Here is a 25,426-nt window from a genome sequence, read left to right as displayed (position 1 = left end):
GGGTCAGACCCCTACCCCCACCCCTATGCGTAGGTGTAGAAGCCTTTGCCTGTCTTCTTGCCTAACCATCCAGCTTTTACGTACTTTCTTAAGAGCGGGCACGGGCGGTATTTATCGTCGCCGAAGCCTTCATGCAGCGTTTCCATGATGTACAGGCATGTATCGAGTCCGATAAAGTCTGCTAGAGTTAACGGCCCCATCGGGTGGTTCATTCCGAGTTTCATAATCTCGTCAACCGCTTCCGGTGTAGCAACGCCTTCGTAGACCGCGAAGATCGCTTCGTTGATCATCGGCATTAGAATGCGATTCGAGATGAAGCCCGGGAAGTCGTTTACTTCTACTGGTACTTTTGAAAGTTTCTTGGATACCGCTTCGATCGTTTCGTAAACATCATCAGACGTTTGCAGTCCGCGGATGATTTCTACAAGTTTCATAACCGGCACGGGGTTCATGAAGTGCATGCCGATCACTTTTTCAGGACGGTCTGTAGCCGCTGCAATTTCTGTAATCGGAAGAGAAGATGTGTTTGACGCTAAGATCGCGTGGTCTGGTGCATACTGGTCCAGCATCTTGAACAGCTGTGTTTTCACATCCATGTTCTCAACAACCGCTTCGATTACGAGGTCTGCTTTTGAAGCATTTTCTAAAGATACAGATGAAGTTACACGTGAAAGTATTGTTTCTTTTTCACTTTCCTCCATGCGCCCTTTTTCAACTTGGCGATTTAAGTTCTTCTGAATATTTCCTAATCCCTTTTCTACAAATTCATCCTTAATATCATGTAAAATCACGTCGTAGCCTGCCATGGCACAAACTTGTGCGATCCCTGATCCCATCTGTCCTGCGCCAATCACCATAATTTGATTTATGCTCACTTACTCTTCCTCCTTTTATCCTTTTACTTCTACTAAGATCGCGTCACCTTGACCGCCGCCTGAACAGATCGAAGCGATTCCTAGTCCGCCGCCGCGTCTTTTTAATTCGTGTATCAATGTAAGTACGATTCGTGTTCCGCTTGCTCCGATCGGATGGCCGAGTGCTACTGCGCCGCCGTTCACGTTTACTTTTTCAAGATCTAATCCAGCAAGCTCTGCACTCGTTAAAGCGACAGCTGCGAATGCTTCATTGATTTCAAAAAGGTCGATTTCATCTAACGTTTTTCCTGTTTTCTTTAAAAGCTCTGTAATGACAAGCCCTGGCGTTTTCGGGAAATCCTTCGCTTCTACCGCGATCGCTGTGTGACCTAAGATCGTCGCCATCACTTCTTTGCCTTCTTTCGCAGCGCGCTCTTCACTCATCACAACGACTGCTGCCGCACCGTCATTTACACCTGGTGCATTTCCTGCCGTAATCGTTCCATCTTGTGAAAAAACAGGTCTTAATTTTGCGAGAGACTCAACCGAAGTATCCTTTCGCGGCGATTCATCTTCTGAAACGATGATCGGATCACCTTTACGCTGAGGAACTTCAACAGGAACGATCTCTTCAGCAAACACATTGTTATCTGCCGCTTTAACAGCAAGGCTGTGACTTCTGTATGCCCACTCGTCTTGGCGCTCACGCGAGATCTCCATCTCGTTCGCTACATCATTTCCGTAGATCCCCATATGAACGCCAGTAAATGTACACGTCAAACCGTCATGCACCATAAGATCTTTTACAGAGCTGTCACCCATACGAAGACCCCAGCGTGCTTTCGGTAAAATATAAGGAGCATTGCTCATCGATTCCATTCCGCCTGCTACGATCACTTCTTCATCGCCTGCACGGATGATCTGATCTGCCATCGTAATCGAACGAAGACCTGAAGCACACACCTTGTTGATCGTCTCGGTCTTTGTTTCCCACGGCAGTCCTGCTTTTTGTGCAGCCTGACGAGAAGGAATCTGGCCTTGCCCGCCTTGAAGAACACACCCTAAAATCACTTCATCAACCGATTCAGGAGAAACACCTCCGCGCTGAAGCGCTTCTTTAATAGCGATTCCACCTAAGTCCGAAGCAGTCAAAGAGCTTAACCCGCCGCCGAATTTCCCAACTGGAGTACGTGCTCCGCTGACGATTACTGATCTAGTCATACAAAAACCTCCCGTATTCATTGGTTATTTAGTAAACGCTTTCAAAAGAGTCTTTTAAAAATCTTGGACTTGCCGAGCGAACGCTCAGTCACCTAAAAATCAAGCATGAAGCTGCCGGCACAAAACCAGGCAGCTCATACATATAAAATTCAATTACTGAAGAACTTCTTGTTTTTGCGTACCAAACATAGATTTCTCCAAGATCTCAACAACATCTAACGTTTGAACTTGATCTTCCACTTCCTTCGCTTTCGTCCCATCACTCAACATCGTTAAGCAGTAAGGACATCCGCTTCCGATCATGGTTGGATTCACAGCTAGAGCCTGCTCTGTACGAGCGACGTTCACACGCGAGCCTGCTTTTTCTTCCATCCACATCATTCCGCCACCAGCTCCACAGCACATACCGTTTTGACGGTTGCGGTCCATCTCAACGACCTTAACACCCGGAATGGCTTTTAAAATATCGCGAGGTGGTTCGTATACTTCGTTATAGCGGCCAAGGTAACATGAATCGTGATACGTGATCGTTTCATTCACTTCATACTTCGGCTTTATTCTTCCTTCCTTGATCCATTCCGCCAGAAGCTCCGTATGGTGATAAACTTCTGCCTTCAGACCAAACTCAGGATACTCATTTTTGAAAGTGTTATAAGCATGCGGGTCAATTGTAATGATCTTCTTCACATCATGCTTTTCAAACAATGCGATATTGGCGTTCGCCATCTCCTGGAACATGAACTCGTTACCAAGACGGCGTGCCGTATCACCAGAGTTCTTCTCTTTGTTTCCGAGGATCGCATATGTGATGCCCGCTTCGTTCATGATCTTTGCAAGTGAAAGAGCAATCTTCTGTGAACGGTTGTCATAAGCACCCATCGAACTTACCCAGAACAGGTACTCGAACTCTTCCCCTGCTTTTTCTTTCTCTTTTACAGTTGGAACGGCGATATCTTCTTTCAGTTCACGCCAGTTCTCACGCTCTTTTTTCGAGATTCCCCAAGGGTTTCCTTGCTTCTCGATATTCTTGATCGCACGCTGCGCTTCAGGATCCATCTTTCCTTCCGTCAATACAAGATATCGGCGCATATCGATGATCTTATCAACGTGCTCATTCATTACCGGACATTGATCTTCACAGTTTCGGCAAGTCGTACATGCCCAGATTTCTTCTTCTGTCATGACTTCGCCGATCATTTCAACGTCATAAGAAAGGGCAGATGAACCGTCAGTAGTTGCAGCTGTTTCCTGTGCACCTTGACCTCTCGCTTCAAATGCGATCTGGTTGCCTTTTGTGTTCGAGAACGCAAATGCTGGCATCCAAGGTGTGCGGGAAGTAACAGCAGCTCCCTTTTCAGTTAAGTGGTCGCGCAATTTCACGATCATGTCCATCGGTGAAAGCATCTTTCCTGTGCCTGTCGCCGGACAAACATTTGTACAGCGTCCGCACTCTACACAGGCATAAAGGTCAACAAGCTGCTTCTGGTTGAAGTCTTCGATCTTGTTAACACCGAAAACTTCCTGTGTCTCATCTTCAAAATTGATCGATGATAACTTTCCTACTTTATCTTTACGTCCAAGCCACACGTTAAGCGGCCCAGCGATTAAATGTGCGTGCTTTGATTGAGGAACATACACTAAGAATGTTAATAAGAACAACAAATGAATCCACCAAGAAATGAAGAAAACAACGGCAGCTCCGGTTTTTCCTAAAAAGCCAAGAACCATCGCAAGTCCTGATGCAATAGGCGCTGTCCATTCGTACGGAAGGTCGTGCCAAATAATTTCGGCTGCGTTTCCGAGTAAAACAGAAAGCATCAAACCGCCGATGAACAATAGAACAAGACCTGATTTAAAACCACGCTTTAAGCGGACAAGCTTTTCAACATATCTTCTATAGAAAGCCCAAACGACCGCAACCAAAATCATCGTTGTTACGATTTCCTGGAAGAACGTAAACCCAGGATAAAGCGGACCTAAAGGCAGATGGGAGCCAGGCGCGAGCCCTTTCCATATAAAATCGATCGCTCCAAACTGGACTAGGATAAATCCATAAAAGAACATAACGTGAATCATACCGCTTTTTTTATCTTTTAAAAGCTTCTTTTGTCCGAAGACATTGACTAGAACTGCTTTAATTCTTTCTTGTACCGTATGATCAAACTCTACTTTTTTACCAAGCTTTATAAACTCATACCTTGTTTTAACCACATAGGCAAATAAAAATAATGCGTAAGCGGTTACAAAAAGAAACGCAATCCAGTTTGCAATCATTAAGCCGTCCATCACTTTCTCTCCCTTCCAATGCTGCTATTCCCTATTTCTTTCTCTTTTAACTATTCTAATAAAAATTAATTTTCTGACATCATTATATCATAAAAAATAAATGAATGAGCATTCAGTCGGATTTAATTGTAAAATTTTTTAGTGCTTTTATTTATGCAGGGCATACTAATACGAAAGTTTGCAGAAGGAGGAGAAATTTTAGATGTGGATCGTTCTTTTACTAGCAATCCTGTGCATTTTGGCATGGATTGATTTTTATTTTGGCCATAAGAAACAAGTCAGTCTGGAATTGCCTCCAACAACGGCAAAAGGAGAAATGCAGTTTTTATCAACAGGCTATCATTTTTTTGATGCACTTTTTGAAGATATAAAGAATGCAGCTACATATATTCACATTCAATTCTATATTCTGCGTGATGACGAACTCGGGCAGGAGCTTTGTTCTCTTTTAATTCAACAAGCACAGAAAGGTGTCGAAGTACGGCTGCTGCTCGATCTTCTCGGCAGTCACGGTGTTAAGAAGGAAACCATCCAATCGCTAAAAAAAGCCGGCATTCATTTTCAATACAGCAACAAACCCGGATTTCCTTATTTTCTGTATCGGGTCAACCACCGAAATCACCGGAAAGTAGCCATTATTGATGGAAAGATCGGATATGCTGGCGGATATAATGTCGGCAACGAGTATATCGGAAAAGATACAAAACTCGGGGATTGGCGTGATTACCACATGCGCTTAAAGGGGTCTGTTGTTGGCGCACTTCAGCAATCATTTAATCACGATTGGAATGTGGCGTCTGGCGAGGATTTAAAAGTATCCGCAGCCGCCGATCAGGTCGATTCCTCCCAAAAAGATTTTATGCTCGTTCATTCTAATGGAAATGCAGTCTACCGATTCTTTTATGAAAAGATTCAGCGTTCGAAAAAAAGCATCTTAATTGGTTCACCTTACTTCATTCCGGGTAAAAAGATGAACAAGGCACTACTCAGAGCTTTAAAAAGAGGTGTCAAACTCACTTTGATCGTTCCGATGAATCCTGATCACGCACTCGTTCAAGAAGCATCCTACATTTACTTAAAACCGCTGTTGGAAGCAGGCGCAGAGATCTATCAGTTTCACGAAGGGTTCTATCACTCAAAAGTGCTGATGTTTGATGAACAGATCTGCGATATCGGAACGGCGAATTTTGACTTCCGCAGTTTCTTTTTTAACGATGAAATCAACTGCATATTCACCGACAAAAATTATATCCAAGAAGTAAAAAAAGTGATCGAATCGGATCTGGCACGCTCTGAAAAACTGACGCTTACACGTCTTAAAAAGATCAGAACGCTTAAAGTCCGCCTAAAGGAAGCAGCCGGGTTCATTATTTCTCCGTTTTTGTAAGATAATTTATCTTTAAAAGTTTGTTTAAGATGTTTTTATGAAGTTTCTTCGTCGACAAGTTGATTGGAATGGAAGGAGCGAGACTCCTCGAAAATGAATATCAATTTTCTTCGTGCGATGTATCGCTGTCGTAGCCTTCCTTGTCCTGCGGGATCTGCGGGACAGGTGAGACCAATCAATGTTGCCAAGCGACGAGTGGGCTCACCGCACGCCCCGCGGAAAGGGAGCTCCTGAAATGTAGATCAACTACTTCCAACATCAGTGAAAAAACTTAAAGGGGGCCAAAAATGCTTACATCCTTTGGTTTTGTTTCGACGGCTCTCAACTTGTATGAGGCCTCGCCAGCTAAAACGATGACATTTGCTACATACCAAAAAAGAGACAAGAAGGAAAGGGAAGCCCAGCTCCTTGCCATCACTAAAAATAATTTGGAGCGTACATTGCGGGTTCTCCATTATTGCATCGCGCACGAGTTGCCACTATACCGTATGTCCTCGTCTATCGTTCCACTCGCTACACATCCGGAAGCTGCGTGGGATTATTTAAAAAAGACCAAACAGGAATGCAAAGAGATCGAGAAACTCGTGAAGAAGTATAATCTTAGGACGAGCATGCATCCGAATCAATACACGCTTTTTACAAGCCCTCGCCCTGAAGTCACCGTAAATGCCGTGAAGGATATGCAATATCATTATGATCTTTTAAAAGGAATGGGAATTGAGGACCGGAGCTACATCAATATTCATGTCGGCGGCGCTTATGGAGATAAAGAAACGGCGCTAGAAAGGTTTTATGAAAATATTAAAATGCTGCCACCAGACGTTAAAAAACGCATGACGCTAGAGAACGACGATAAGACGTTCACGACCAAAGAAACATTGGAAGTGTGTGAAAAAGAAGGGGTTCCGCTCATGTTTGATTACCATCATTACAAAGCCAATCCCGGTGACACGCCTTTAGAAGAGCTGCTGCCCCGTTTTGTTCAGACTTGGAAAAATACAGGACGGCCGCCGAAAGTGCACCTCTCTTCGCCTAAAGATGAGAAAGCTTACAGGAGCCACCATGACTTTGTCAGCCTGGATTATGTGCTGCCTTTTTTTAAGATGGTGTCAGAGTTTACGGGTGAACTCGATGTCATGATCGAAGCCAAACAAAAAGACCGCGCTGCCCTTCAGCTTATAAGCGAGCTTGAAAAGGTACGCGGTTTTAAAAGAATGAGCGGTGGAACGATTCTTATGTGAGACTGGATACAAAGCGTCTGATCTCTGCATTAAAGCTTTCAAAATGTTTAATCGGAAGCTGATGCAGAGCTTTTGCCAGCATGACGAACTGGGCACGCTGATGAACGTTTCTCTGATACAGATTTCGGTAATAATGCATATACTCCGCCTGGTCTCCATAAAGAAAAAGAAGCGGAAACTGCCATTCTTTTATCTTTTCTGTACAGTTAAACGACATGCTTTCCTTATAAAAGCGCACCCACGTCGGTCGGTCAGTCTGTTTATGATAAAAGAACATCTCTTTCTTTTCATGTTCGGTGTTGGAATGTGTATTTACAAGAATCTGATTTAAAAGGGCTGGTGTACTCTTTGCCAGCCTAATTCCTGTTTGAAACTGTTTTTTCAGTGTAAACGTGGATACTTCCGAAAATCCTCCGCTTAAAATAAGTCCTTTTGTTCGTTCAGGATATTTAACCGCGAAAGCTTGAGCAATCGATCCTCCTGAAGAGTAGCCGCAAATAACGGCTTGATCGATCAGCAGGTGATCCAGAAGATTTGCCACGTCTTCAGCGAGATCATAAATCGTAAAAGTGTTTGGATCTTTAGCGGTCGAACGGCCATGTCCCCTTATGTCTGGATAAATGGTTTGGCAGACTAACGAAAGGCTTTTTTGGTAGGCAAATACGAGATGACTCATGCCTGGGGGGTGCAAAAATACGACAGGTGTTCCTTCCCCCAGCTTTTCATAATAGATTTGAAACTCTGTTGTCAGTCCTGCTAATGCCATAATGCCCTCACTTTAAAAAAGTAGCAGCTACCCATCCGTACAGCTGGAACCCTAAATAGATGCCGACAATCCCCATAATTCCCGGAAGAGCAGGAGGTGCGGGAATCGGCAATTTGAACATCGCAAACACAAACCCTACAATTACACCCGTAATAATCGATAAAAGAATTAACTTCATCTATATGTACCCCCTAATCGAATCGAGTTTACCAAATCTATCTCTTAATAATATGGCTCGATGTGCAAACAATATCCCTTATTCAGCATGCTATTATTTTTTTGACAGTTCATAATGTTTTTTGATGATTCGCATTTGGCCGCGGTGGCTTAGTTCATCTTCAAAAACATGAAACCATTTAAAGTAGTTGTTTGAAATTTCATCCTCCCACCAAGGAGTGGTTTCATAAAGCCATGAATCTGGAAGTTGCCTAAAGAGTTCTAGCGTTTTTTCACGCGTTTTCGCCATGTCTTCTAGATAAAATTCGGCTGGATTGCCTGAAATGATCGTAGCCGCTTCCCCCAAATCCAATGCTGGTTGAAGTGTATCTGCATATCGTTCAATTTCTTCATCCGGCAAGTCTTTCCCATCTGTCGTTAAATACTGATAAATTTTCTCCACTGCCACTATGTGTGCAAGCAGCATTCCGATCGAGTTTCCTGTTCCGTTGATTCTAAAATCGAGCGCTTCAACAGATAGATCCTGAACACCTCTTATCGTTGTTTCTCGTGTGTAGTTCATCATACTGATCAAAGTTGAAAAATCCTTAGAGTACCCTTCAATTTCCCCGATTACAAACGGACTTTTGCTGGATGTTGTCAAATTTATTTCCCCCTCGTTTGAAAACTGCTCTAATAGAATTCAAGAAAAGAAGAGCATTTCCTTTTTAAGGTCTTAAGAGGGAACTGAACTCTCAGGGGGGCATAAATCACAACGAGCGCTCGTAAATCCTAATAACCGCTCGTAAATCTCAATAACCGCTCGTAAATCTCAATAATCGCTCGTAAATCTCAATAACCGCTCGTAAATCTCAATAACCGCTCGTAAATCTCAATAATCGCTCGTAAATCCTAATAACCGCTCGTAAATCTCAATAACCGCTCGTAAATCCTAATAACCGCTCGTAAATCCTAATAACCGCTCTCGTAAATCCTAATAACCGCTCTCGTAAATCAAAAATACACTTTAATAAAAGAAAAAACCTGCCGGCAGACAGGTTTTTCAATAGTATTACATACGCTCTGGAGCTTCTACTCCGACGATGTTCAACGCATTTTCGATTGTTACTTGTGTAGCTTTCATTAAAGCAAAACGCGCTTCTGATTTTGGTTTATTTTCAGCATCAAGTACACGCTCTGCGTTATAGAAACTATGGAGAGCAGATGCCAGCTCGAATACATAGTTCGTCACGCGGTGCGTTAGAAGTTTTTCAGAAGCTTCATTAATAACCGCAGGGAATTCTCCGATTTTCTTCAGAAGTTCAAACTCTTTTTCGGAATCGATCTGTGATAGATCTACGTCTCCATCATAAGAAAGACCCATTTCTTCCCCTTGGCGAAGCATGCTGCAAACACGGGCATGTGCGTATTGCACGTAGAACACTGGATTTTCATTTGATTTGGAGACCGCTAAGTCCATATCAAAATCAAGATGCGTATCGTTTGAACGCATCGCGAAGAAATAACGAGTAGCGTCGATGCCTACTTCTTCCATCAATTCACGAAGTGTAACAGCTTTCCCTGTACGCTTACTCATACGAACTTTTTCTCCATTTTGAAAAAGAGAAACAAGCTGGATGATCATTACGTCAAGCTGTTCTTTTTCGTAGCCTAAAGCTTGGATCGCCGCTTTCATACGAGGAATATAACCATGGTGGTCAGCTCCCCAGATGTTGATAAGCTTTTCAAATCCACGCTCAAACTTATCATTATGATAAGCGATATCTGGTGTTAAATACGTGTAAGAGCCGTCATTCTTGATCAGTACACGGTTTTTGTCATCACCGTAATCTGTCGTACGGAACCAAGTTGCGCCTTCTTCCTCGTAAACAACATCTTTTGCTTTTAACTTCTCAAGCGCAGCATCGATTTTTCCGTTTTTGTAAAGAGACGTTTCTGAGAACCACACATCAAAATCCACGCGGAATTCAGCTAAATCTTCTTTCAGTTTTTCAAGTTCACGCTTAAGGCCATATTCTCGGAAAAAGCTTACACGTTCAGCTTCATCTTTATCCAGCCAAGAATCACCGTACTCTGCAGCAAGATCTTTTCCGAACTCAATAATATCCGCACCGTGATAGCCATCTTCAGGCATTTCTTTATCCTTGCCAAGCGCCTGGAAGTAGCGGGCTTCGATTGAAGTTGCCAGGTTGTTGATCTGGTTTCCGGCATCATTGATATAAAATTCACGGGAAACCTCATAGCCAGCATAATCAAGGATATTACAGATCGTGTCACCTACTGCCGCTCCACGTGCATGACCTAAGTGAAGTGTTCCTGTCGGGTTCGCAGATACGAACTCAACCTGAACCTTCTTGCCACCGCCAATTTCAGTGCGCCCATAATCCTTGCCTGCTTTTAAGACAGTCGGCACAAGCTCCGTTAAATAAGAATTGTCCATATAGAAATTGATGAATCCAGGACCTGCGATCTCTACCTTTGAGATCGACGCGCGTGTTTTATCAAAATTCGCAACAAGCTCGTCCGCGATCATGCGAGGTGCTTTTTTCGCAATACGCGCAAGCTGCATCGCCATGTTCGTCGCGAAATCTCCGTGTGCTTTATCTTTTGGTACTTCAAGAACCACTTCCGGCAGCTCTTCTTTTTTAGCGAGTCCTGCTTTCACTGCTGCTGCTTCAATCTCTTCTTTTAACAGGTGCTTGACCTGGTCAAGGATATTCATGCTTTTGCCTCCTGAAAATTAATCTTGATCCGATGTGTTCCTGTATGTTCACCCTGCAGAACCAGTTCATACGCGAGCTTAAGATCGCCTGTTTGATTTTGCTGGTTCCACCGGAAATTCATTTCGTGTGTGGTGGTTTCCATCCAAAGCTGGCCATAAGGGCTGTCGTACATCCCTTTCGTTGTTTGGCCGATTAAATATTTCTGTTTCATAGATACACTGCCTGAGCGGATGATCAGAATTCCAGCGTGTGTGATTTTAATAACATTATTGACAGAACCCGCACCTTCTATCTCTTCCTTATATTGAAGATAAGTCACGTCGCCTCTCTTATAGAGCTTTCCGTCTGTCTCGGTGTAATGCTTTTCTTTTTCACCGCTAAAATGGACTTCTGAACTTATTGCAAGCGCAACAGACAATTCCGTATCTTGATCCATGCGAACAACACTTCCTTTTTTGGTGTAACCTTGCCTTTAACTTACCTATTATAAAAGATTTCACTGCTCCCATTCAACCTTATGGGTGTACTTTAAGAAAATCATTTCATTTTTTAGGTAAATTTATCCCTAAAAAATAAAATTGAGCGTTTGTTTTGGCATGAGAATTATTTGCAGGTATGATGACAACGAGAAGTAGAATTTAGATTTGAAGGAGGATGAAGATGAAAAACGAAAGAATTTTACTAGTGAACCGTCCAAAGGGAACTCCGGAAAAAAGTGACTTCCGCTTTGAAGAAACAGCAATTCCAGAACTTGAAAATGATCAAGTATTAGTGAAAACAATCTATCTTTCTGTAGATCCATATATGAGAGGACGCATGAACGATACAAAATCGTATGTGCCTCCTTTTGAATTAAACGAAGTCATCTCAGGCGGTGTTGTTGGCCAGGTGATTCAATCCCGTTCAGGTGAGCTGGCTGAAGGCGATTTTGTGATCGGCAACCTCGGCTGGCAAAAATACAACGCTGTAAGTGACGCTTCAGTAAGAAAGCTCGATCCTTCTATTGCCCCGCTTACCGCCAATCTCGGTGTACTGGGCATGACCGGCCTAACCGCATACTTCGGTCTCCTTGATATCGGCAATCCGCAAGAAGGTGAAACGGTTGTTGTCAGCGGTGCAGCTGGAGCAGTCGGAACAATCGTCGGACAGATCGCTAAAATCAAAGGTGCGCGAGTTGTTGGAATCGCTGGTTCTGAAGAGAAAGTTAGCTATTTAAAAGAGGAGCTCGGCTTCGATGAGGCGATCAACTATAAAACAGATGATGTTTATAAAGCGCTGAAGACCGCATGTCCTGATGGTGTGGATGTGTATTTTGACAACGTTGGTGGCGAGATCTCTGATCATGTTCTTCGTCAGATCAATAAAGGTGCGCGCATCGCCATCTGCGGACAGATCGCTCTTTATAATCTAGAAAAAATGGACGTAGGCCCACGCATCCAAAGTCAGCTTCTGATCAACAGCGCGCTAATGAAAGGATTCATCGTGAGCGATTATGCCGCTCATTTTGAAGAAGGTGCCGTTCAGCTCGCTAAATGGTTAAAAGAAGGCAAACTTTCATACAGTGAGAACATTGTTGAAGGCTTCGAGAACACAATAGATGCCTTTTTAGGACTGTTTTCTGGCGAAAACACAGGAAAACAGCTTGTAAAAGTAGCTGAGCCAGAAAATCTATAAGTGATCGTTATGATGAGGGCTGTTTTCAACCTGAAAGAAGGTTGAAATAGCCTTTTTTATATGGCCGCAGGCAGTGAATCCAAAAGTTTGGAGTGTGAATCCAAAAATTCCGGCTCTCAATCCACAATAAACGTACCTCAATCCAAAAGTTTTTGAGGTTTATCCACAAGTCGACACTCGTCGACATTTTTCGCCACCCGTACCGCCGCAACTAAAAAAGACCACACTCCAAAAAGTGCAGTCCACCTTAACCCTTATTTAAACAGGCAATATCATACTTACCGTCGTTCCTTTACCTTCTTCACTATGAAACTTAAGCTCGCCTTTATGCTCTTTCATAATTTTTGAACTTACCATCAAGCCTAGGCCGGTTCCTTTTTCTTTAGTTGTGTAAAAAGGTTCTCCGAGTCTTGCTAGCCGGTCTGCCGGTATTCCGCACCCTTGATCTTTTATGGTCAAATGGATGCGATCATCTATCATTTTTCCTTCAATAGAGATGAGTCCACCCTTATCCATCGAGTCCATTGCATTTTTCACCACATTGATCAATACTTGCTTCAGTTCATTTTCCTCTGCGGTAATCAGCGGTAATTTTTCGCATAAATCACTTTGAATCTCAACATTTTGAACAAGGGCCTCTGGCTGAAGCAATGTTTCTACAAACTCAACGAGCTCCCGAAGCGATGTTTTTTTGTAAGACTTCGCTTGAGGTTTTGCCAGTAATAACAACTGCCCCATGATCTGATCGATGCGGTTCAGTTCTTTGTGCATGATGCTGTAATAGTTCGCAGCATCGAGCTGTTCGGACTCCTGAAAAAGCTGAATGAACCCTTTTAAAGAAGTTAGAGGATTTCTGATCTCGTGTGCTACTGATGCAGCAAGCTGGCCGACGATCGAGAGTTTATCGGATTGACGGAGCATTTCTTCAGACTTTTTACGTTCCGAGATATCACGGGTAACCCCAATGATCTCTACCACTTTTCCCGTATTATCCGCAATGCTTTTACAAGAGGTCTCGAGCCAGACGAAATGTCCTTCCTTATGCTGCAGTCTGAATTGAACCGTAGCCGTGCATGGACCTTCCATCAATTGTTCATGGCTATTCCGAGCCGCATCTTCATCATCGGGATGTAGAATCCAATAGCCAGTTTTCCCAATCAGCTCTTCAGCCTTTCTTCCAAGAAGCGTCTCACAAGCAGGAGAAACATACGTATATGTGCCGTCCATCGTATGGGTAGTAATCATATCCATCGCGTTTTCAGCGAGCAGTCTGTATCTCGCTTCACTCTCTTCAAGCAATACACGGGATTCAATCTTTTCCGTTACTTCCCTGCCAAAAACGAGCAGGTTTTTTCGCGAGCCATCCGGATTGAACACGGGAATTTTATAAACATCAAAAAAGCGCGTGCTTCCGTCTCTTGCTGGCACAAATTCTTCACAGCGGACAATTTCCTTCGCCTGCCAGACTTGTTCATCTGTTTCAATGCAATATTGAAAAACATCTCGGAAGAAAGGCTTGATCTCTGCAAGATCTGCATCTGTTTTCCCTGTAAAATCAAATCCGGGCAGTTCGAAAAGCTTGCCAACAAATTCGTTTGCAAACAAGAAGCGTCCGTTTCCATCTTTTATCCCGATAAAATCCGGAACGATGTTCATCAATGTTTTTAATAAAGGCTCTTGGCAGGAGTGAACGATCGCAGGCTGCTCTTTCAATATAAAATACCGGTAGAAGTCTCCCTTAACAGGCAGCAATCCTTCACTGATCTTCACACTTATAAAACCTTTTGCCGTTAAGAGGGTTCCATCTTCTCCATCTTTATGACGTAAGATGATTTCATCAATAGACTTCCCTTTTAAAAAAGCTGCGTCTTCAGTCAGTTCTAAAAAATGCTGATTCACTGCAGCAATATTCATGCTAGGTGCAACAAGCACAACTGCTTCAGACAGCTGGTCTATAAAATCCTGTACATATTTCATATCTCTTGTAATCGCTTCCATTCCGATCATCCCTCCTTTTCGCCGTCATTTATCTTAATTTAACTATAGCAAAAAAGACTAAAATGTATAACAAATTTCGACAATTTCCGATATTTTCATAAGAAAAGTCATTCAAAACACTTATATTTCTTTAAGTTCCCATTGATTTACTTTTATTCTTTCTATATATTTATGGAATGTAGGAGGTCAGACCTCTTTTTTGCTTAATTAAATTTAAAAAGTAATGAGGGAATTTTATGGGTGCTATCGGATTATTATTTTCTGGTGCAGCATTGTTTTTGAACAGTTTAATGCTGCTCGGTAAAGCTGAAGAAAAAAGTGTAGCGTTTTTTAATATATTAGTTGGACTCTTGCAGGTCATTACACCGATCTATCTAATCATCACATCTGACCAATCGAACTGGTCGATGTTTAACAATGGAGCTGTCTTTTTATTTGGCTTCACTTATCTTTATTTAGGTGCAACGATCTTGAAAGGCTACGATTGGAGCGGCCTTGGCTGGTACTCTCTATGGGTTGCGATGATGGCGCTCGTATATGCAGTTGTTTTTTACATTCAGGAAAACGATGTGCTTAATGCACTTATTTGGGTGATGTGGGCTTTTTTATGGTTCTTGTTCTATTTATCATCTGCCCTAAAAAAACCATATGAAGCTTACATCGGAAGAGTCGCTTTTGTTCAGTCTTGGGTAACATTGACACTTCCAGCGCTATTCATGCTGCTGGATATGTGGCAGATCGCAAAGCTTCAGCAAATGTGGATCTACGTTTGCTTAGCATCATTTTTATATTTTTCAGTGGAAGCTATAGTTTTCTTTAGAGGCAGAAAGCAGACAGCTTCAGGAAGTAGTACAATAATAGAGTTGAAGGCTATCCCGTTTTATATGGGATAGCCTTTTTTGTTTGGAGACTGTACCTATTTCATCAAAACAAAAGGATGCAGCCCTCAAAATGGAGTTGCATCCTTTTTTCTCTTTAAAAAGATTATTATTTCACCCAGCCAAGCAGGATTTCACGAAGGAATTTGCTTGCTGCGATCGGTGTTTGTTCTGACGGATCGTAGATTGGCGCTACTTCTACTAAATCAGCTCCAATGATGTTGATGTCTGCTTTTGCGATCAACTGAATCGCTTCAAGAAGTTCTTTAGACGTGATTCCGCCTGCTTCTGCCGTTCCTGTTCCAGGTGCTGCAGAAGGGTCAAGCACATCGATATCGATTGTCACATAAACGTTGCGTCCTTTTAATGTCGGAAGTACTTCTTTTAAAGGCTCGGCTACATCGAACTTGTACATATGCATGCCGCTTGTTTTAGCGAATTCGAACTCTTCGCGCATGCCTGAACGGATTCCGAAAGAATACACGTTTTCTGCTCCGATAAGATCGCACACTTTGCGGATCGGAGTTGAGTGAGATAGCACTTCCCCTTCATACTGCTCGCGAAGGTCAGCATGTGCATCGATATGGATTACGACATAGTCATCATATTTTTGCTTTAATGCTTTAAATACTGGCCATGTTACAAGGTGTTCCCCACCCATACCAAGCGGGAACTTGTTGTCAGCCAAAAGTGTAGAAACATACTCTTCAATCATGTCGAGTGAACGCTGAGGATTTCCGAACGGCAACGGAATATCTCCTGCATCAAAATAGTTCACTTCTTCAAGATGCCTGTCCATGTATGGGCTGTACTCTTCCAGCCCAAGTGAAGCCTCTCGGATTCTAGCAGGACCAAAACGGCTGCCTGGGCGGAACGAAACCGTCCAATCCATCGGCATCCCGTAAAGTACAGCATCTGCTGTTTTATAATCAGGTTTGCTTAAAATAAACACATTTCCAGAATAAGCTTCATCAAAACGCATAGGTTTTACACTCCTTTTATGTAAAATACGGGGAGCTCGCAACCAAGCTCCCCTCAATTTTTATTTCAATAGGTCACTTACGAACTTCGGCAATGCAAATGCAGCAGTGTGAAGCTGTGGTGTCCAATATTTTGTTTCAATATCGTGGAAACGCTCAGCTGGTACTTCCAACGGATCGTGTTTCTTTGAACCGATCGTGAACGTCCAAAGTCCGCTTGGGTAAGTCGGGATGTTTGCTGTGTAAAGACGAGTGATCGGGAAGATCTCGCTAACGTCACTGAAAACTTGAGAGATCAACTCAGGTGTGAACCAAGGGTTGTCTGTTTGCGCAACGAAAATTCCGTCTTCTTTAAGGGCTTTAGAGATTCCTTCATAGAACCCTTTTTCAAAAAGCTTAGCAGCTGGTCCAACAGGCTCAGTAGAGTCGACCATGATTACGTCATACTCGTTTTCGCTTGTTGCGATGTGCATGAAGCCGTCGTCCACTTTTACTTCAACACGCGGGTTCTCTAAGTCACCAGCGATTTCAGGCAAGTACTTTTTAGAGTACTCGATTACTTTTCCATCGATCTCAACAAGCACTGCTTTTTCAACAGATGGGTGCTTCAGAACTTCACGGATTACTCCGCCGTCTCCGCCGCCAACTACTAAAACATGTTTAGGGTTTGGATGCGTGAAAAGAGGTACGTGCGCTACCATCTCGTGGTAAACGAACTCGTCTTTTTGTGTGGTCATAACCATGCCATCAAGGATCAGCATGTTTCCGAATTCTTCTGTTTCTACCATATCAAGCTTTTGAAATTCTGTTTGCTCAGATACGTATGTTTTGTTAATCTTCATCGTAATTCCGAAGTTTTCTGTTTGTTTTTCAGTAAACCAAATACTCATGTTGGTCTCACTCCTAATATATATTTGAAATGCCAGGCATCGTTGTTTCGTTCTTTTACAAACAAAATGATTATAGCATTCCAGGACCTAAGATTCCAAATCATTTTTTTAGAGAAATGAACACCGAGAAATGAAGTCATTTAATAACACGCTCACACTCAATGATTCCCTATTCTGCTTCAACTAAAAATAGTACATTCACCCTGTTTCTTTCGGCTGACTTTTTGCCTGCCATTAAGTGGTATAATGAAGATAGCGTTCAGAAGGACAGACGGCCGGCGCATTCCCTTTTTTTAAACTGAAGCTGGACATCTCGCTGTATTTGCAGCTTACAGTTAAGGGGGGTGATGCCTCTGACGATCTTTGAGGCGTTGATGTTTGCGGTCGCTTTTAGCTCGCTTATCGTTACTGTCCTTACGTCTAAAAATAAATAGGCCTCTGTCACACGTGTAAAGGCACCCGGGTTTTCGTTTAGAAGATCCGGCCACGCTTTTCCGGCTCGTGTGTCCCTTCTGGCGCCATTCGTCCGTGTATTTTGCACGGGCGTTTTTTTATTGAAAGTGGTTGATTTCCGCTCCAGTTGCTCGCTTTCCGCGGGGCGACCGGTGAGCCCCTTGCCGCTTTGCGCCTTTAAGGGTCATATTCGGTAGGAGTGGGTGTGCTCCTGCGTCTACAAGAAAATCCTGTCGAAGCCAGCTTCCTCGTCGCATGCCTTGCGAGAAGTAATTTCAAGTAGTTGGCACGCACCTTCCTCTCCAATCAACTTTTCAACGAAGTTAATTGAAATTCCAAAAACAAAAATCTTTTGAATATAGGATCCCTGATTATAACCCTGCCCTCTCCTTATTGTAGTAATGCTTCCGACATGCTCACTAACTAACTTGTATAAATTACCATTCACAAAAACGTCAAAAATTATCGAAAAATGTCGAAACGTGTATTAAACTGATTTTTGAGAATTATTTAAAAATTTTTCAGGGAGGATTTCTATGAACATTGCTAATGAGTTTATTGGTTTTATGAACAACTTGTTATGGACGTATGTCATTATCGGAGGATTACTTGGGCTTGGCGTCTATTTCTCCGTAAAAACGAAATTCGTTCAGCTTCGCATGATCAAGGAAATGTTTCGTATTCTCACAGACAAAGCGATGGTTACAACAGAGGGTAAAAAAGGAGTTTCCTCTTTCCAGTCCTTCTGTATCGGAGCCGCTACACGTATCGGTACAGGTAACTTAGCCGGTGTCGCAATCGCTATCGCGATCGGTGGTCCCGGAGCTATCTTTTGGATGTGGGTGGTTGCTCTCTTTGGAGGAGCGACAAGCTTTATTGAAAGTACGCTCGCACAAGTTTACAAGATCAAGGATAATGAAGGTTTTAGAGGCGGACCTGCTTATTACATGCAAAAAGCGTTAAACGCCCGCTGGCTTGGCATCATCTTTGCTTTCTTTATCGCATTGGCATTTGGATTAATCTTTAACGCAGTTCAATCTAATACGATCTCTCTAGCGTTTGAATCTGCATTTGGAACAAACCGTACTGTTATTGGACTAGCTTTAGTCGGACTTACAGCACTCGTTATTTTTGGCGGAGTTAAACGTATCGCTAAAGTATCGGAAGTTATCGTACCGATCATGGCAGGGTTCTATATCATCTTAGGTTTATATGTAATGGCTACGAACATTACGCAAGTACCTGCAGTGTTTGCATTAATATTCAAGAGTGCTTTTGGTCTAGAACAAGCAGTCGGCGGCGGAATCGGCGCTGCCCTCATGAATGGTGTAAAACGCGGATTATTCTCTAACGAAGCCGGAATGGGGAGTGCACCTAACGCAGCGGCAACAGCTGTAGTCAGCCACCCGGCAAAACAAGGATTAATTCAAACACTTGGTGTATTTGTTGATACGTTGCTTGTATGTAGTGCAACTGGCTTCATCATCCTTATGGGAGACGCTTATGGCAAAACAGATCTTACTGGGATCGAACTGCTTCAAGCATCACTTGAATCCCATGTTGGGGGCTGGGCTGGTATCTTTATTGCGATCTCGATCTTTCTATTTGCCTACAGCTCCATTATCGGAAGTTACTATTATGGAGAAACAAATATCGAATTTATTAAAAAGAGCAAGACAAATATCTTCATCTATCGTATTGCTGTGCTTGGTATGGTCATGTTCGGCGCGTTAGCAAGCCTCCAGATCGTTTGGGATCTTGCAGACTTGTCGATGGCATTCATGGCAACGATCAACCTTGTCGCACTTGCGCTGTTAGGAAAACTTGCCTTTAAAGTATTGCGGCATTATCTCGAACAGCGAAAACGAGGAAAAGACCCGGTATTCTATGCAGACAGCATCCCTGAACTAGGTGAACTTGAAGCATGGGAAAAGGCACCGGATAAAGAAGAACAGCGAGTTTCATAATGTATGTATGAAAAAAGCAGCCAGAACGGTCTTTCCGTTTTGGCTGCTTCACTTTTTCAATTAAAATGAGAAACACTTGAACTGACTTTTACGATCGACTCAATAATCGTCTTCCAGTCTTCTTTATGAATTTCATGCCCTGTTCCTTCCAGCTTTACTAATTCTGAATGGGAAATGGCTTTTGATAAAGCTAGACCATGTTCAAAAGGCAGGGCTGGATCATTTGTACCGTGAATGATTGTCACTGGCACTCGTAGTTCTGTCATCCGATCCAAGTATTCTTCACCGCCGCCTAGCAAAACATAATTAAAACGGCTCTGAATCTGTTTTGCACGGCTATATTCTCTCTCGGCAAGCAGATACATTCTTTCTTTTTCAAAAGGTTTCGAACCTGAAAGTGTATTCCATCCTTCTGCCAAGTAAGCAATGGAAGCTTCCCGATCTGACCAATCGATCGAAGCACTTTTGGAATGGTAATCTAATATACTTTGATCCATCTGTGGCAGACTTGCCTGTTCTTTACCGAAAACACTAGAAGCAATGATGCAGAGGCTAAGCACACGATCCGGGTGTCTGACAGCCATGATCTGCCCAATCATCCCTCCCAAAGACATACCAGTGATATGAACTTTTTCAATTGAATAAGCATCCAAAACACCAATAGCATCATCTGCCAAGTCAGTGATCGAATAATTGGATGTACCAGGCTGGTAAACGGTTGATTCCCCTAAATCACGATGATCATACCGAATGACGAACCTGCCCTGTTCAGCAAGACGCTCACAGAACTCTTCATCCCACCAATCAAGAGATGACATCGCCCCCATTATTAATAATACAGCGGGATCCTTTGGATTTCCGAAGCTTTCTGTATAGATTTCCACTTGATTTACATGTACCAATTGCTGTTTCATAATTTTTATCCTCCGTGATTTTATTTTCTTATCGCTTTTTGTAAAGCGCAGATCACTAATCTCTCAACGGAGTTTTTGGCCTGCACTTTTAAATTATCTAAGTCTGATCCATTTGATAATCATGGCGTGTCGGCCTCCTTTTCATGTTTTGCGTATGAGATTACGCACACGTTCATTCTATCATGGTTACACGAATTTAAATTCCATTTATTAGAAATCACTACAATAATCCTAGAAAAAAAAAGGGCTCATTAAGAGTCCCTTTTTCGGAAAACCATATTTCTAAAGCCGTCCCAACAGCTGTTTCGTCCGTTCTTTCGCGTTTGCCATCACTTTTTCTTCGTCTATCGTTTTAAGCTCGCGGCCTCGCATCACGATTTCTCCATCGATGATCACCGTATCAACATCTTGTCCAGTCGCTGCATACACGAGGAGGTTTGCCGTTTCATGACCAGGCGTGAGATGCAGTTTGTTCATATCCATCAAGATCAAATCTCCTTTTTTCCCAACCGATAATGATCCTGTTTCCTCACCTATCCCTAAAATGTCTGCTCCGTTTTGTGTCGCCATCGTTAAAACATCATGTGCACTTAACACGGCGGCATCCTCATATTTCAGTTTTTGGAACCAGCTCGCTGCTTTCATTTCAAAAAATAGGTCAAGCGAACTTGCGCTAGCCGGCCCATCTGTTCCAAGGCCCACCTTAATTCCAGAGTCAAGCAGTCTCTTAACATCACTTATGCCGCACCCCAGTTTCGCATTACTGACCGGATTATGAATGATTCCACCTTGAACAGACTCCAGGATCTTATAGTCATCATCATTAAAATGAACACCGTGCGCAAGCAGAACCGGCCGTTCAAAAACACCTGCCTGCTGCAAATATTGAACAGGTCTCATTTTGTATTTTTCTAAAATCATGCGCTCTTCATCTTTAGTCTCTGCAAGATGAATATGGAGAGGCACGTCCTTCTCTTTAGAAAGACCCGCTGCTGCTTTCAAAAAGTCTGGCGGGCACATATACGGGGAATGCGGAGCGATCATCGTTGTCACTCTGCCATTGCCTTTTCCGTGCCAACGGTCAACGACGTCAGTTGCTTCCCGTAATCGCCCTTCATAATTGTCATCCATCGCGATAAGCCCGCGTGCAATGACTGCCCGGATCCCGGATTCCACAGCCGCTTCAGCTACTTGATCCATTCCGATATACATGTCAGCATATGCCGTCGTACCGCTCTTGATCATCTCCGCCATGGATAAAAGAGCTCCCCAGTATCGGTCTTCGTCGTTCATCTTCATTTCAAGAGGCAGCATCTTTTCGTTCAGCCATGTCATAAGTGGCACATCATCACTATAGCAGCGCAACAATGACATCGGCGTATGCTGATGCCCATTTACTAGTCCCGGCAGGGCGAGCATGCCTTTTCCGTCCATTTTTTCGATAGATTCTTCATATGTAAAGTTTCCTATATTCTCAATCTTGTTGTTTTTAATAAGGATATCACCAGAATTAACGGTCCATTTGCCATCTTCAGCCACCGTCATATAACGAATGTTTTGTATCAGCATTTTCCGTACCTCCTTCATCTTCTGCCATTATAGCATTTATGAGGAGTTGATTTCCGTTCCAGGATGCTCGCTTTCCACGGGGCGGGCGGTGAGCCTCCTGGTACTTTGCACCGTTAGGAGTCTCACCTGTCCCACTTCATGGAAGTATTCTTGCTCCTGCGTCTACAAGTAAATGCTACCGATGTGAGCTTCCTCGTCGCATGCCTGGCGAGAAGCTTCTCAAGTGGTAGGCACGCACCTTCCACTCCAATCACTTTTTTCAAAAGGATGCTATCTAGAAAAGAACCCACGTTTAAGAGAAGTCTTTTTTTACCATACTAGATAAGAAAAAGTGGATTTCAAGGAGGGCGGATTATGAAGTTTTGGCAGATTTATAAAGAAGCTTCGAAGCAGCAAAAGATACGCTGGATCAAAAAATGGGGACTTATTGCCTCAGGAAGTCTTGTTCTGTCATTTATCGGACTTCTGCTGCTAGCAAAACTCATGGGTCCGCCTGCTCTTTTAGTTCCGCAAACGACGATCATGTATGCAGCCGATGGGTCAAAGATGGGAGAAATCAACAACGGAGGACAGAATCGCTACTGGCTGCCTCTCAAAAAAATCGATAAAGATGTTATAAACGCAACGATCTCTATTGAAGACAAGAGTTTCTATAAACATAATGGTTTTGATTTTAAGAGAATTGCCGGGGCTCTGCTAGCTGATATTAAAGCGGGCTCTAAAGTACAGGGAGCAAGCACGATCACCCAGCAATATGCCCGCAACCTCTTTTTAACGCATGACAAAACATGGCGCAGAAAATTCCAGGAAGCCTTTTATACACTTCGCCTTGAAATGAGTTATTCAAAGGATGAGATTTTAGAAGGTTATTTAAACACGATCTATTATGGACACGGCTCATATGGCATCCAGTCCGCTTCCCGTTATTATTTTGGAAAGAACGCTGAAGATCTGACGCTCGCTGAATCAAGCATGCTTGCAGGCATTCCGAAAGGCCCGAGCTATTATTCTCCTATTCTTCATGAGGAAAACGCAAAAAAGAGACAAGAGATCATCCTGACAAGCATGGCCGAAGACGGTTCTATCAAAAAAGGAAAGATAAAGGACGCCGTTTCGGAAAAGTTATCTTATGTTCAGGAAGAAGACGAAGAAGTTGCAACAGTTGCTCCCTATTTTCAGGATGCTGTTATGCGTACCCTTAAAAAGGAACTCAACATCAATACAAATTCGATCCAGTTCGGCGGACTGCGCATCTACACAACTCTCGATCCTCACATGCAGGAGGTCGCAGAGCACACGATTGAAAACCGGATTATCGATAACAGCCATATACAGACTGCCCTTGTGGCCATGGATCCGCGCAGCGGTGATGTGAAAGCATTAGTCGGCGGCCGTGATTTTGAAAAAAGTTCGTTCAACCGCGCCCTTCAGGCTAGAAGAGCACCAGGCTCAACCTTTAAACCGTTCCTTTATTACACAGCGCTGGAACACGGGTATACAGCCTCAACTCCTATCAAGTCTGAACCAACAACGTTTGCTATGGCTGATGGAGTTACGAACTACAAACCTAAGAATTTTAAAAACCGCTACGCGAACGATTTTATTACGATGGCACAAGCACTCGCTCTATCTGATAACATCTATGCGGTAAAAACAAACCTTTATTTAGGACCGGATAAACTTGTGAAAACAGCGAAAAAATTCGGCATAAAGAGCGAGCTTGCAGGCATTCCTTCCCTGGCACTCGGCTCAAAAGCAGTCGGTGTTTTAGAACTTACGAATGCTTATGGAGTTTTTGCAAACGGCGGAAAGAAAACGGATCCCGTTTTTATAACGAAAATCACCGATTCCAAAGGTGAAGTGCTCTATCAGCATAAATATGAAAGTGAACAAGTCATTGATGAAAACAAGGCATTTGTCATGACAGACCTTTTAGCAGGAACATTTGACGAAAAACTGAACGATTATACGAGTGTAACCGGATCAAGCATCAATCATTATCTGACGCGGCCGATGGCTGGGAAGTCTGGCTCCACACCAAACGACAGCTGGATGGTCGGGTATGCACCACAGCTCGTAACCGGGGTTTGGGTCGGATACGATAATAACGAAGAGCTGCATGATGTGAACGATACCGGATATTCAAAGCGGATCTGGGCGTACTTTATGGAAGGCGCATTGAAAAACAAACAGATTTTGTCCTTTGAGCAGCCAGAAGGAGTAACCGCGGTAACGATCAACCCGCAAAACGGAAAGCTCGCAACAGAAAGCTGCCCGGTCACACGCATCTCTTATTATGAAAAAGGAACAGAACCCGTAGAGTTTTGTGATGAACACGGAGTTTCTAAAGAAATAAAAGAAAAACTGGAGAAAAAAGAAGAGAAAAAAGGCCTTTTCAAGCGGATTTTTTCTTGGTAAGGTATCGGAACCCTGTCAGCTAGGCTTGCTGACAGGGTTTTTGCTGCACAAGTCGGTCCAGAGTGGTTCGAATGTTTCGATTGCGGGTTGAATCAAAAAGTTTTGGATGTGAATCCAAAACTTTCAGCCTTCAATCCAGAAATTCAGGCTATGAATCCACGAGTTTTTGCACTTTATCCGCAAGTCGACACTCGTCGACAATTTCCGACACGTGCTCACATCTTGTATCGCACACAAAAAAAAAGAACAAAATAAAATGCCCGAGACCTATACGGGGTCCCGGGCACTTTATTGTCCTAGAAACATTGTGTGTACAATGCTACCTATTAGTTTAATGGAAGTGCTTTCTTGTCACAAGTTTTTTAAAAAATGTTCAAAAAAGGTTCATAACTTTGCCATTTTTATTCCACTAAAGACTTGATTTCATCTCCAGAACGATTGAACATCTCTTCATCATGCTCTTTTAAGAAGTTTCCGAGCACTCGGCGAGCATTCACATCCATATCCTCGACGATGACTTTACCCTTCATGGATTTATCCATACGGTTCACATGTTCAGGCAAACTCTTATAACCTCTTCGTGCTTCAACATCTACTTGCATCTCACAAGCTGTTAAGCCGAAATAGTAAGGACCTTCTGGACCACGGTTGATCGTCACCCAAACAAGCCAATATAATCTTGGGTTTGGCGTATCTTCACGATTCGGAGTGAACTTAATGCGTTTTTCAACATCACTTCGAGCGTGCATAGCGCCCATATCGATATACGCTACAGCGTCTTCCACATCTACAATTACAGGGGTAACATGGTCTAGCGTTAAGCTTCCAACACCGTATCCCCCATGCCCGTCAGTAGAGTCACCTGAAATAATGGTGAACCCCATACCTTTTTTCTTTTTATCGCCGTCTTTGGCGTTATTGGAATTGAAAAAATCTTTCATGCTTCCAGCTCCTCTTAACATTCTTTGCTACCACGTATTGTATCACAAAAAAGAACAAAAACTCTTAGAAGAAACTTATCACAAATAGG

At 43.1% G+C, this 25,426-nt stretch carries 20 protein-coding genes; 6 read left to right on the top strand and 14 right to left on the bottom strand.

Features of this window, described 5'->3' with window-relative positions; all coding sequences use genetic code 11:
• Positions 1–23: 23 nt before the first annotated feature.
• The 3 genes from EV282_RS01040 to EV282_RS01030 form a co-directional block, all read right to left on the bottom strand.
• On the bottom strand, positions 24–875 hold the full coding sequence (locus EV282_RS01040) for a 3-hydroxybutyryl-CoA dehydrogenase (RefSeq protein WP_130293023.1): 852 nt from the start codon (positions 873–875) through the stop codon (positions 24–26).
• Positions 876–890: 15 nt separating this feature from the next.
• The gene (locus EV282_RS01035) at positions 891–2,075 is read right to left on the bottom strand and encodes an acetyl-CoA C-acetyltransferase (RefSeq protein ID WP_130293021.1); all 1,185 of its coding nucleotides are present in this window, start codon (positions 2,073–2,075) and stop codon (positions 891–893) included.
• 153 nt (positions 2,076–2,228) lie between these two features.
• Positions 2,229–4,361 carry a heterodisulfide reductase-related iron-sulfur binding cluster gene (locus EV282_RS01030; protein WP_130293019.1) on the bottom strand — a complete coding sequence of 711 codons (2,133 nt, stop codon included), beginning with the start codon at positions 4,359–4,361 and terminating at the stop codon, positions 2,229–2,231.
• 202 nt (positions 4,362–4,563) lie between these two features.
• On the opposite strand from EV282_RS01030, the gene cls reads away from it, so the two are divergent.
• Positions 4,564–5,748 carry a cardiolipin synthase gene (cls, locus tag EV282_RS01025; protein WP_130293017.1) on the top strand — a complete coding sequence of 395 codons (1,185 nt, stop codon included), beginning with the start codon at positions 4,564–4,566 and terminating at the stop codon, positions 5,746–5,748.
• A gap of 287 nt (positions 5,749–6,035) precedes the next feature.
• Positions 6,036–6,989 (top strand): UV DNA damage repair endonuclease UvsE, encoded by a 954-nt coding sequence (gene uvsE / locus EV282_RS01020; RefSeq protein ID WP_130293015.1) that lies wholly within the window; start codon positions 6,036–6,038, stop codon positions 6,987–6,989.
• On the opposite strand, the gene EV282_RS01015 is transcribed toward uvsE, so the two are convergent.
• From EV282_RS01015 to EV282_RS00995, 5 genes are all read right to left on the bottom strand, one after another.
• Positions 6,982–7,755, bottom strand: coding sequence for an alpha/beta fold hydrolase (locus EV282_RS01015; RefSeq protein WP_130293013.1), 774 nt, complete (start codon positions 7,753–7,755; stop codon positions 6,982–6,984). The genes uvsE and EV282_RS01015 overlap by 8 nt on opposite strands.
• Before the next feature lie 7 nt (positions 7,756–7,762).
• Positions 7,763–7,933, bottom strand: coding sequence for a XapX domain-containing protein (locus EV282_RS01010; RefSeq protein WP_130293011.1), 171 nt, complete (start codon positions 7,931–7,933; stop codon positions 7,763–7,765).
• A gap of 93 nt (positions 7,934–8,026) precedes the next feature.
• Entirely contained in the window at positions 8,027–8,497 is a 471-nt protein-coding gene (locus tag EV282_RS01005; RefSeq protein WP_130296861.1) for a DinB family protein, read from the bottom strand.
• 486 nt (positions 8,498–8,983) lie between these two features.
• The gene (argS, locus tag EV282_RS01000; RefSeq protein ID WP_130293009.1) at positions 8,984–10,654 is read right to left on the bottom strand and encodes an arginine--tRNA ligase; all 1,671 of its coding nucleotides are present in this window, start codon (positions 10,652–10,654) and stop codon (positions 8,984–8,986) included.
• Positions 10,651–11,091, bottom strand: a complete 441-nt coding sequence (locus tag EV282_RS00995) for a DUF1934 domain-containing protein (RefSeq protein ID WP_066294028.1) — start codon at positions 11,089–11,091, stop codon at positions 10,651–10,653. Before EV282_RS00995 ends, argS begins: the two co-directional genes overlap by 4 nt.
• Positions 11,092–11,309: 218 nt before the next feature.
• Here EV282_RS00995 and EV282_RS00990 point away from each other — a divergent pair, with 218 nt between their 5' ends.
• Positions 11,310–12,329 (top strand): NADP-dependent oxidoreductase, encoded by a 1,020-nt coding sequence (locus EV282_RS00990; RefSeq protein ID WP_130293007.1) that lies wholly within the window; start codon positions 11,310–11,312, stop codon positions 12,327–12,329.
• A gap of 258 nt (positions 12,330–12,587) precedes the next feature.
• On the opposite strand, the gene EV282_RS00985 is transcribed toward EV282_RS00990, so the two are convergent.
• Positions 12,588–14,327 carry a PAS domain-containing sensor histidine kinase gene (locus EV282_RS00985; protein WP_165389311.1) on the bottom strand — a complete coding sequence of 580 codons (1,740 nt, stop codon included), beginning with the start codon at positions 14,325–14,327 and terminating at the stop codon, positions 12,588–12,590.
• A 236-nt stretch (positions 14,328–14,563) separates the two neighbouring features.
• On the opposite strand from EV282_RS00985, the gene EV282_RS00980 reads away from it, so the two are divergent.
• The gene (locus EV282_RS00980) at positions 14,564–15,220 is read left to right on the top strand and encodes an AmiS/UreI family transporter (protein ID WP_130293003.1); all 657 of its coding nucleotides are present in this window, start codon (positions 14,564–14,566) and stop codon (positions 15,218–15,220) included.
• 94 nt (positions 15,221–15,314) lie between these two features.
• Here the strand turns inward: EV282_RS00980 and speB are convergent, their stop codons facing one another.
• Positions 15,315–16,187, bottom strand: coding sequence for an agmatinase (gene speB, locus EV282_RS00975; RefSeq protein WP_130293001.1), 873 nt, complete (start codon positions 16,185–16,187; stop codon positions 15,315–15,317).
• 60 nt (positions 16,188–16,247) lie between these two features.
• Entirely contained in the window at positions 16,248–17,075 is an 828-nt protein-coding gene (speE, locus tag EV282_RS00970; RefSeq protein ID WP_077360718.1) for a polyamine aminopropyltransferase, read from the bottom strand.
• A gap of 989 nt (positions 17,076–18,064) precedes the next feature.
• Between speE and EV282_RS00965 the strand changes: the two genes are divergently transcribed.
• On the top strand, positions 18,065–19,495 hold the full coding sequence (locus EV282_RS00965; protein WP_130292999.1) for an alanine/glycine:cation symporter family protein: 1,431 nt from the start codon (positions 18,065–18,067) through the stop codon (positions 19,493–19,495).
• 56 nt (positions 19,496–19,551) lie between these two features.
• On the opposite strand, the gene EV282_RS00960 is transcribed toward EV282_RS00965, so the two are convergent.
• Both EV282_RS00960 and EV282_RS00955 read right to left on the bottom strand, forming a co-directional pair.
• Positions 19,552–20,409, bottom strand: coding sequence for an alpha/beta fold hydrolase (locus tag EV282_RS00960; protein ID WP_130292997.1), 858 nt, complete (start codon positions 20,407–20,409; stop codon positions 19,552–19,554).
• A gap of 282 nt (positions 20,410–20,691) precedes the next feature.
• Entirely contained in the window at positions 20,692–21,978 is a 1,287-nt protein-coding gene (locus EV282_RS00955; RefSeq protein WP_130292995.1) for an amidohydrolase, read from the bottom strand.
• 354 nt (positions 21,979–22,332) lie between these two features.
• Here EV282_RS00955 and EV282_RS00950 point away from each other — a divergent pair, with 354 nt between their 5' ends.
• The gene (locus tag EV282_RS00950; protein WP_130292993.1) at positions 22,333–24,396 is read left to right on the top strand and encodes a transglycosylase domain-containing protein; all 2,064 of its coding nucleotides are present in this window, start codon (positions 22,333–22,335) and stop codon (positions 24,394–24,396) included.
• 401 nt (positions 24,397–24,797) lie between these two features.
• Here EV282_RS00950 and EV282_RS00945 read toward each other — a convergent pair whose 3' ends face one another.
• Positions 24,798–25,337, bottom strand: coding sequence for a YwhD family protein (locus tag EV282_RS00945; protein ID WP_130292991.1), 540 nt, complete (start codon positions 25,335–25,337; stop codon positions 24,798–24,800).
• Positions 25,338–25,426: the final 89 nt, after the last annotated feature.

The organism is Fictibacillus sp. BK138, from assembly GCF_004216955.1.
Taxonomy (GTDB): domain Bacteria; phylum Bacillota; class Bacilli; order Bacillales; family Fictibacillaceae; genus Fictibacillus.
The sequence above is the reverse complement of the archived record's forward strand: the minus strand, read 5'-3'. Positions and strand labels throughout refer to the sequence as shown.

Coding starts and splice junctions, on each gene's coding strand:
- EV282_RS01035 (WP_130293021.1), bottom strand. CDS start 2,075: ATGACTAGATCAGTAATCGTCAGCGGAGCACGTACTCCAGTTGGGAAA.
- EV282_RS00995 (WP_066294028.1), bottom strand. CDS start 11,091: ATGGATCAAGATACGGAATTGTCTGTTGCGCTTGCAATAAGTTCAGAA.
- argS (WP_130293009.1), bottom strand. CDS start 10,654: ATGAATATCCTTGACCAGGTCAAGCACCTGTTAAAAGAAGAGATTGAA.
- EV282_RS00985 (WP_165389311.1), bottom strand. CDS start 14,327: ATGGAAGCGATTACAAGAGATATGAAATATGTACAGGATTTTATAGAC.
- EV282_RS00990 (WP_130293007.1), top strand. CDS start 11,310: ATGAAGATGAAAAACGAAAGAATTTTACTAGTGAACCGTCCAAAGGGA.
- EV282_RS00945 (WP_130292991.1), bottom strand. CDS start 25,337: ATGAAAGATTTTTTCAATTCCAATAACGCCAAAGACGGCGATAAAAAG.
- EV282_RS00965 (WP_130292999.1), top strand. CDS start 18,065: ATGAACATTGCTAATGAGTTTATTGGTTTTATGAACAACTTGTTATGG.
- speE (WP_077360718.1), bottom strand. CDS start 17,075: ATGAGTATTTGGTTTACTGAAAAACAAACAGAAAACTTCGGAATTACG.
- EV282_RS01015 (WP_130293013.1), bottom strand. CDS start 7,755: ATGGCATTAGCAGGACTGACAACAGAGTTTCAAATCTATTATGAAAAG.
- EV282_RS00955 (WP_130292995.1), bottom strand. CDS start 21,978: ATGCTGATACAAAACATTCGTTATATGACGGTGGCTGAAGATGGCAAA.
- EV282_RS01030 (WP_130293019.1), bottom strand. CDS start 4,361: ATGGACGGCTTAATGATTGCAAACTGGATTGCGTTTCTTTTTGTAACC.
- speB (WP_130293001.1), bottom strand. CDS start 16,187: ATGCGTTTTGATGAAGCTTATTCTGGAAATGTGTTTATTTTAAGCAAA.
- cls (WP_130293017.1), top strand. CDS start 4,564: ATGTGGATCGTTCTTTTACTAGCAATCCTGTGCATTTTGGCATGGATT.
- uvsE (WP_130293015.1), top strand. CDS start 6,036: ATGCTTACATCCTTTGGTTTTGTTTCGACGGCTCTCAACTTGTATGAG.
- EV282_RS00950 (WP_130292993.1), top strand. CDS start 22,333: ATGAAGTTTTGGCAGATTTATAAAGAAGCTTCGAAGCAGCAAAAGATA.
- EV282_RS01005 (WP_130296861.1), bottom strand. CDS start 8,497: ATGATGAACTACACACGAGAAACAACGATAAGAGGTGTTCAGGATCTA.
- EV282_RS01010 (WP_130293011.1), bottom strand. CDS start 7,933: ATGAAGTTAATTCTTTTATCGATTATTACGGGTGTAATTGTAGGGTTT.
- EV282_RS00980 (WP_130293003.1), top strand. CDS start 14,564: ATGGGTGCTATCGGATTATTATTTTCTGGTGCAGCATTGTTTTTGAAC.
- EV282_RS00960 (WP_130292997.1), bottom strand. CDS start 20,409: ATGAAACAGCAATTGGTACATGTAAATCAAGTGGAAATCTATACAGAA.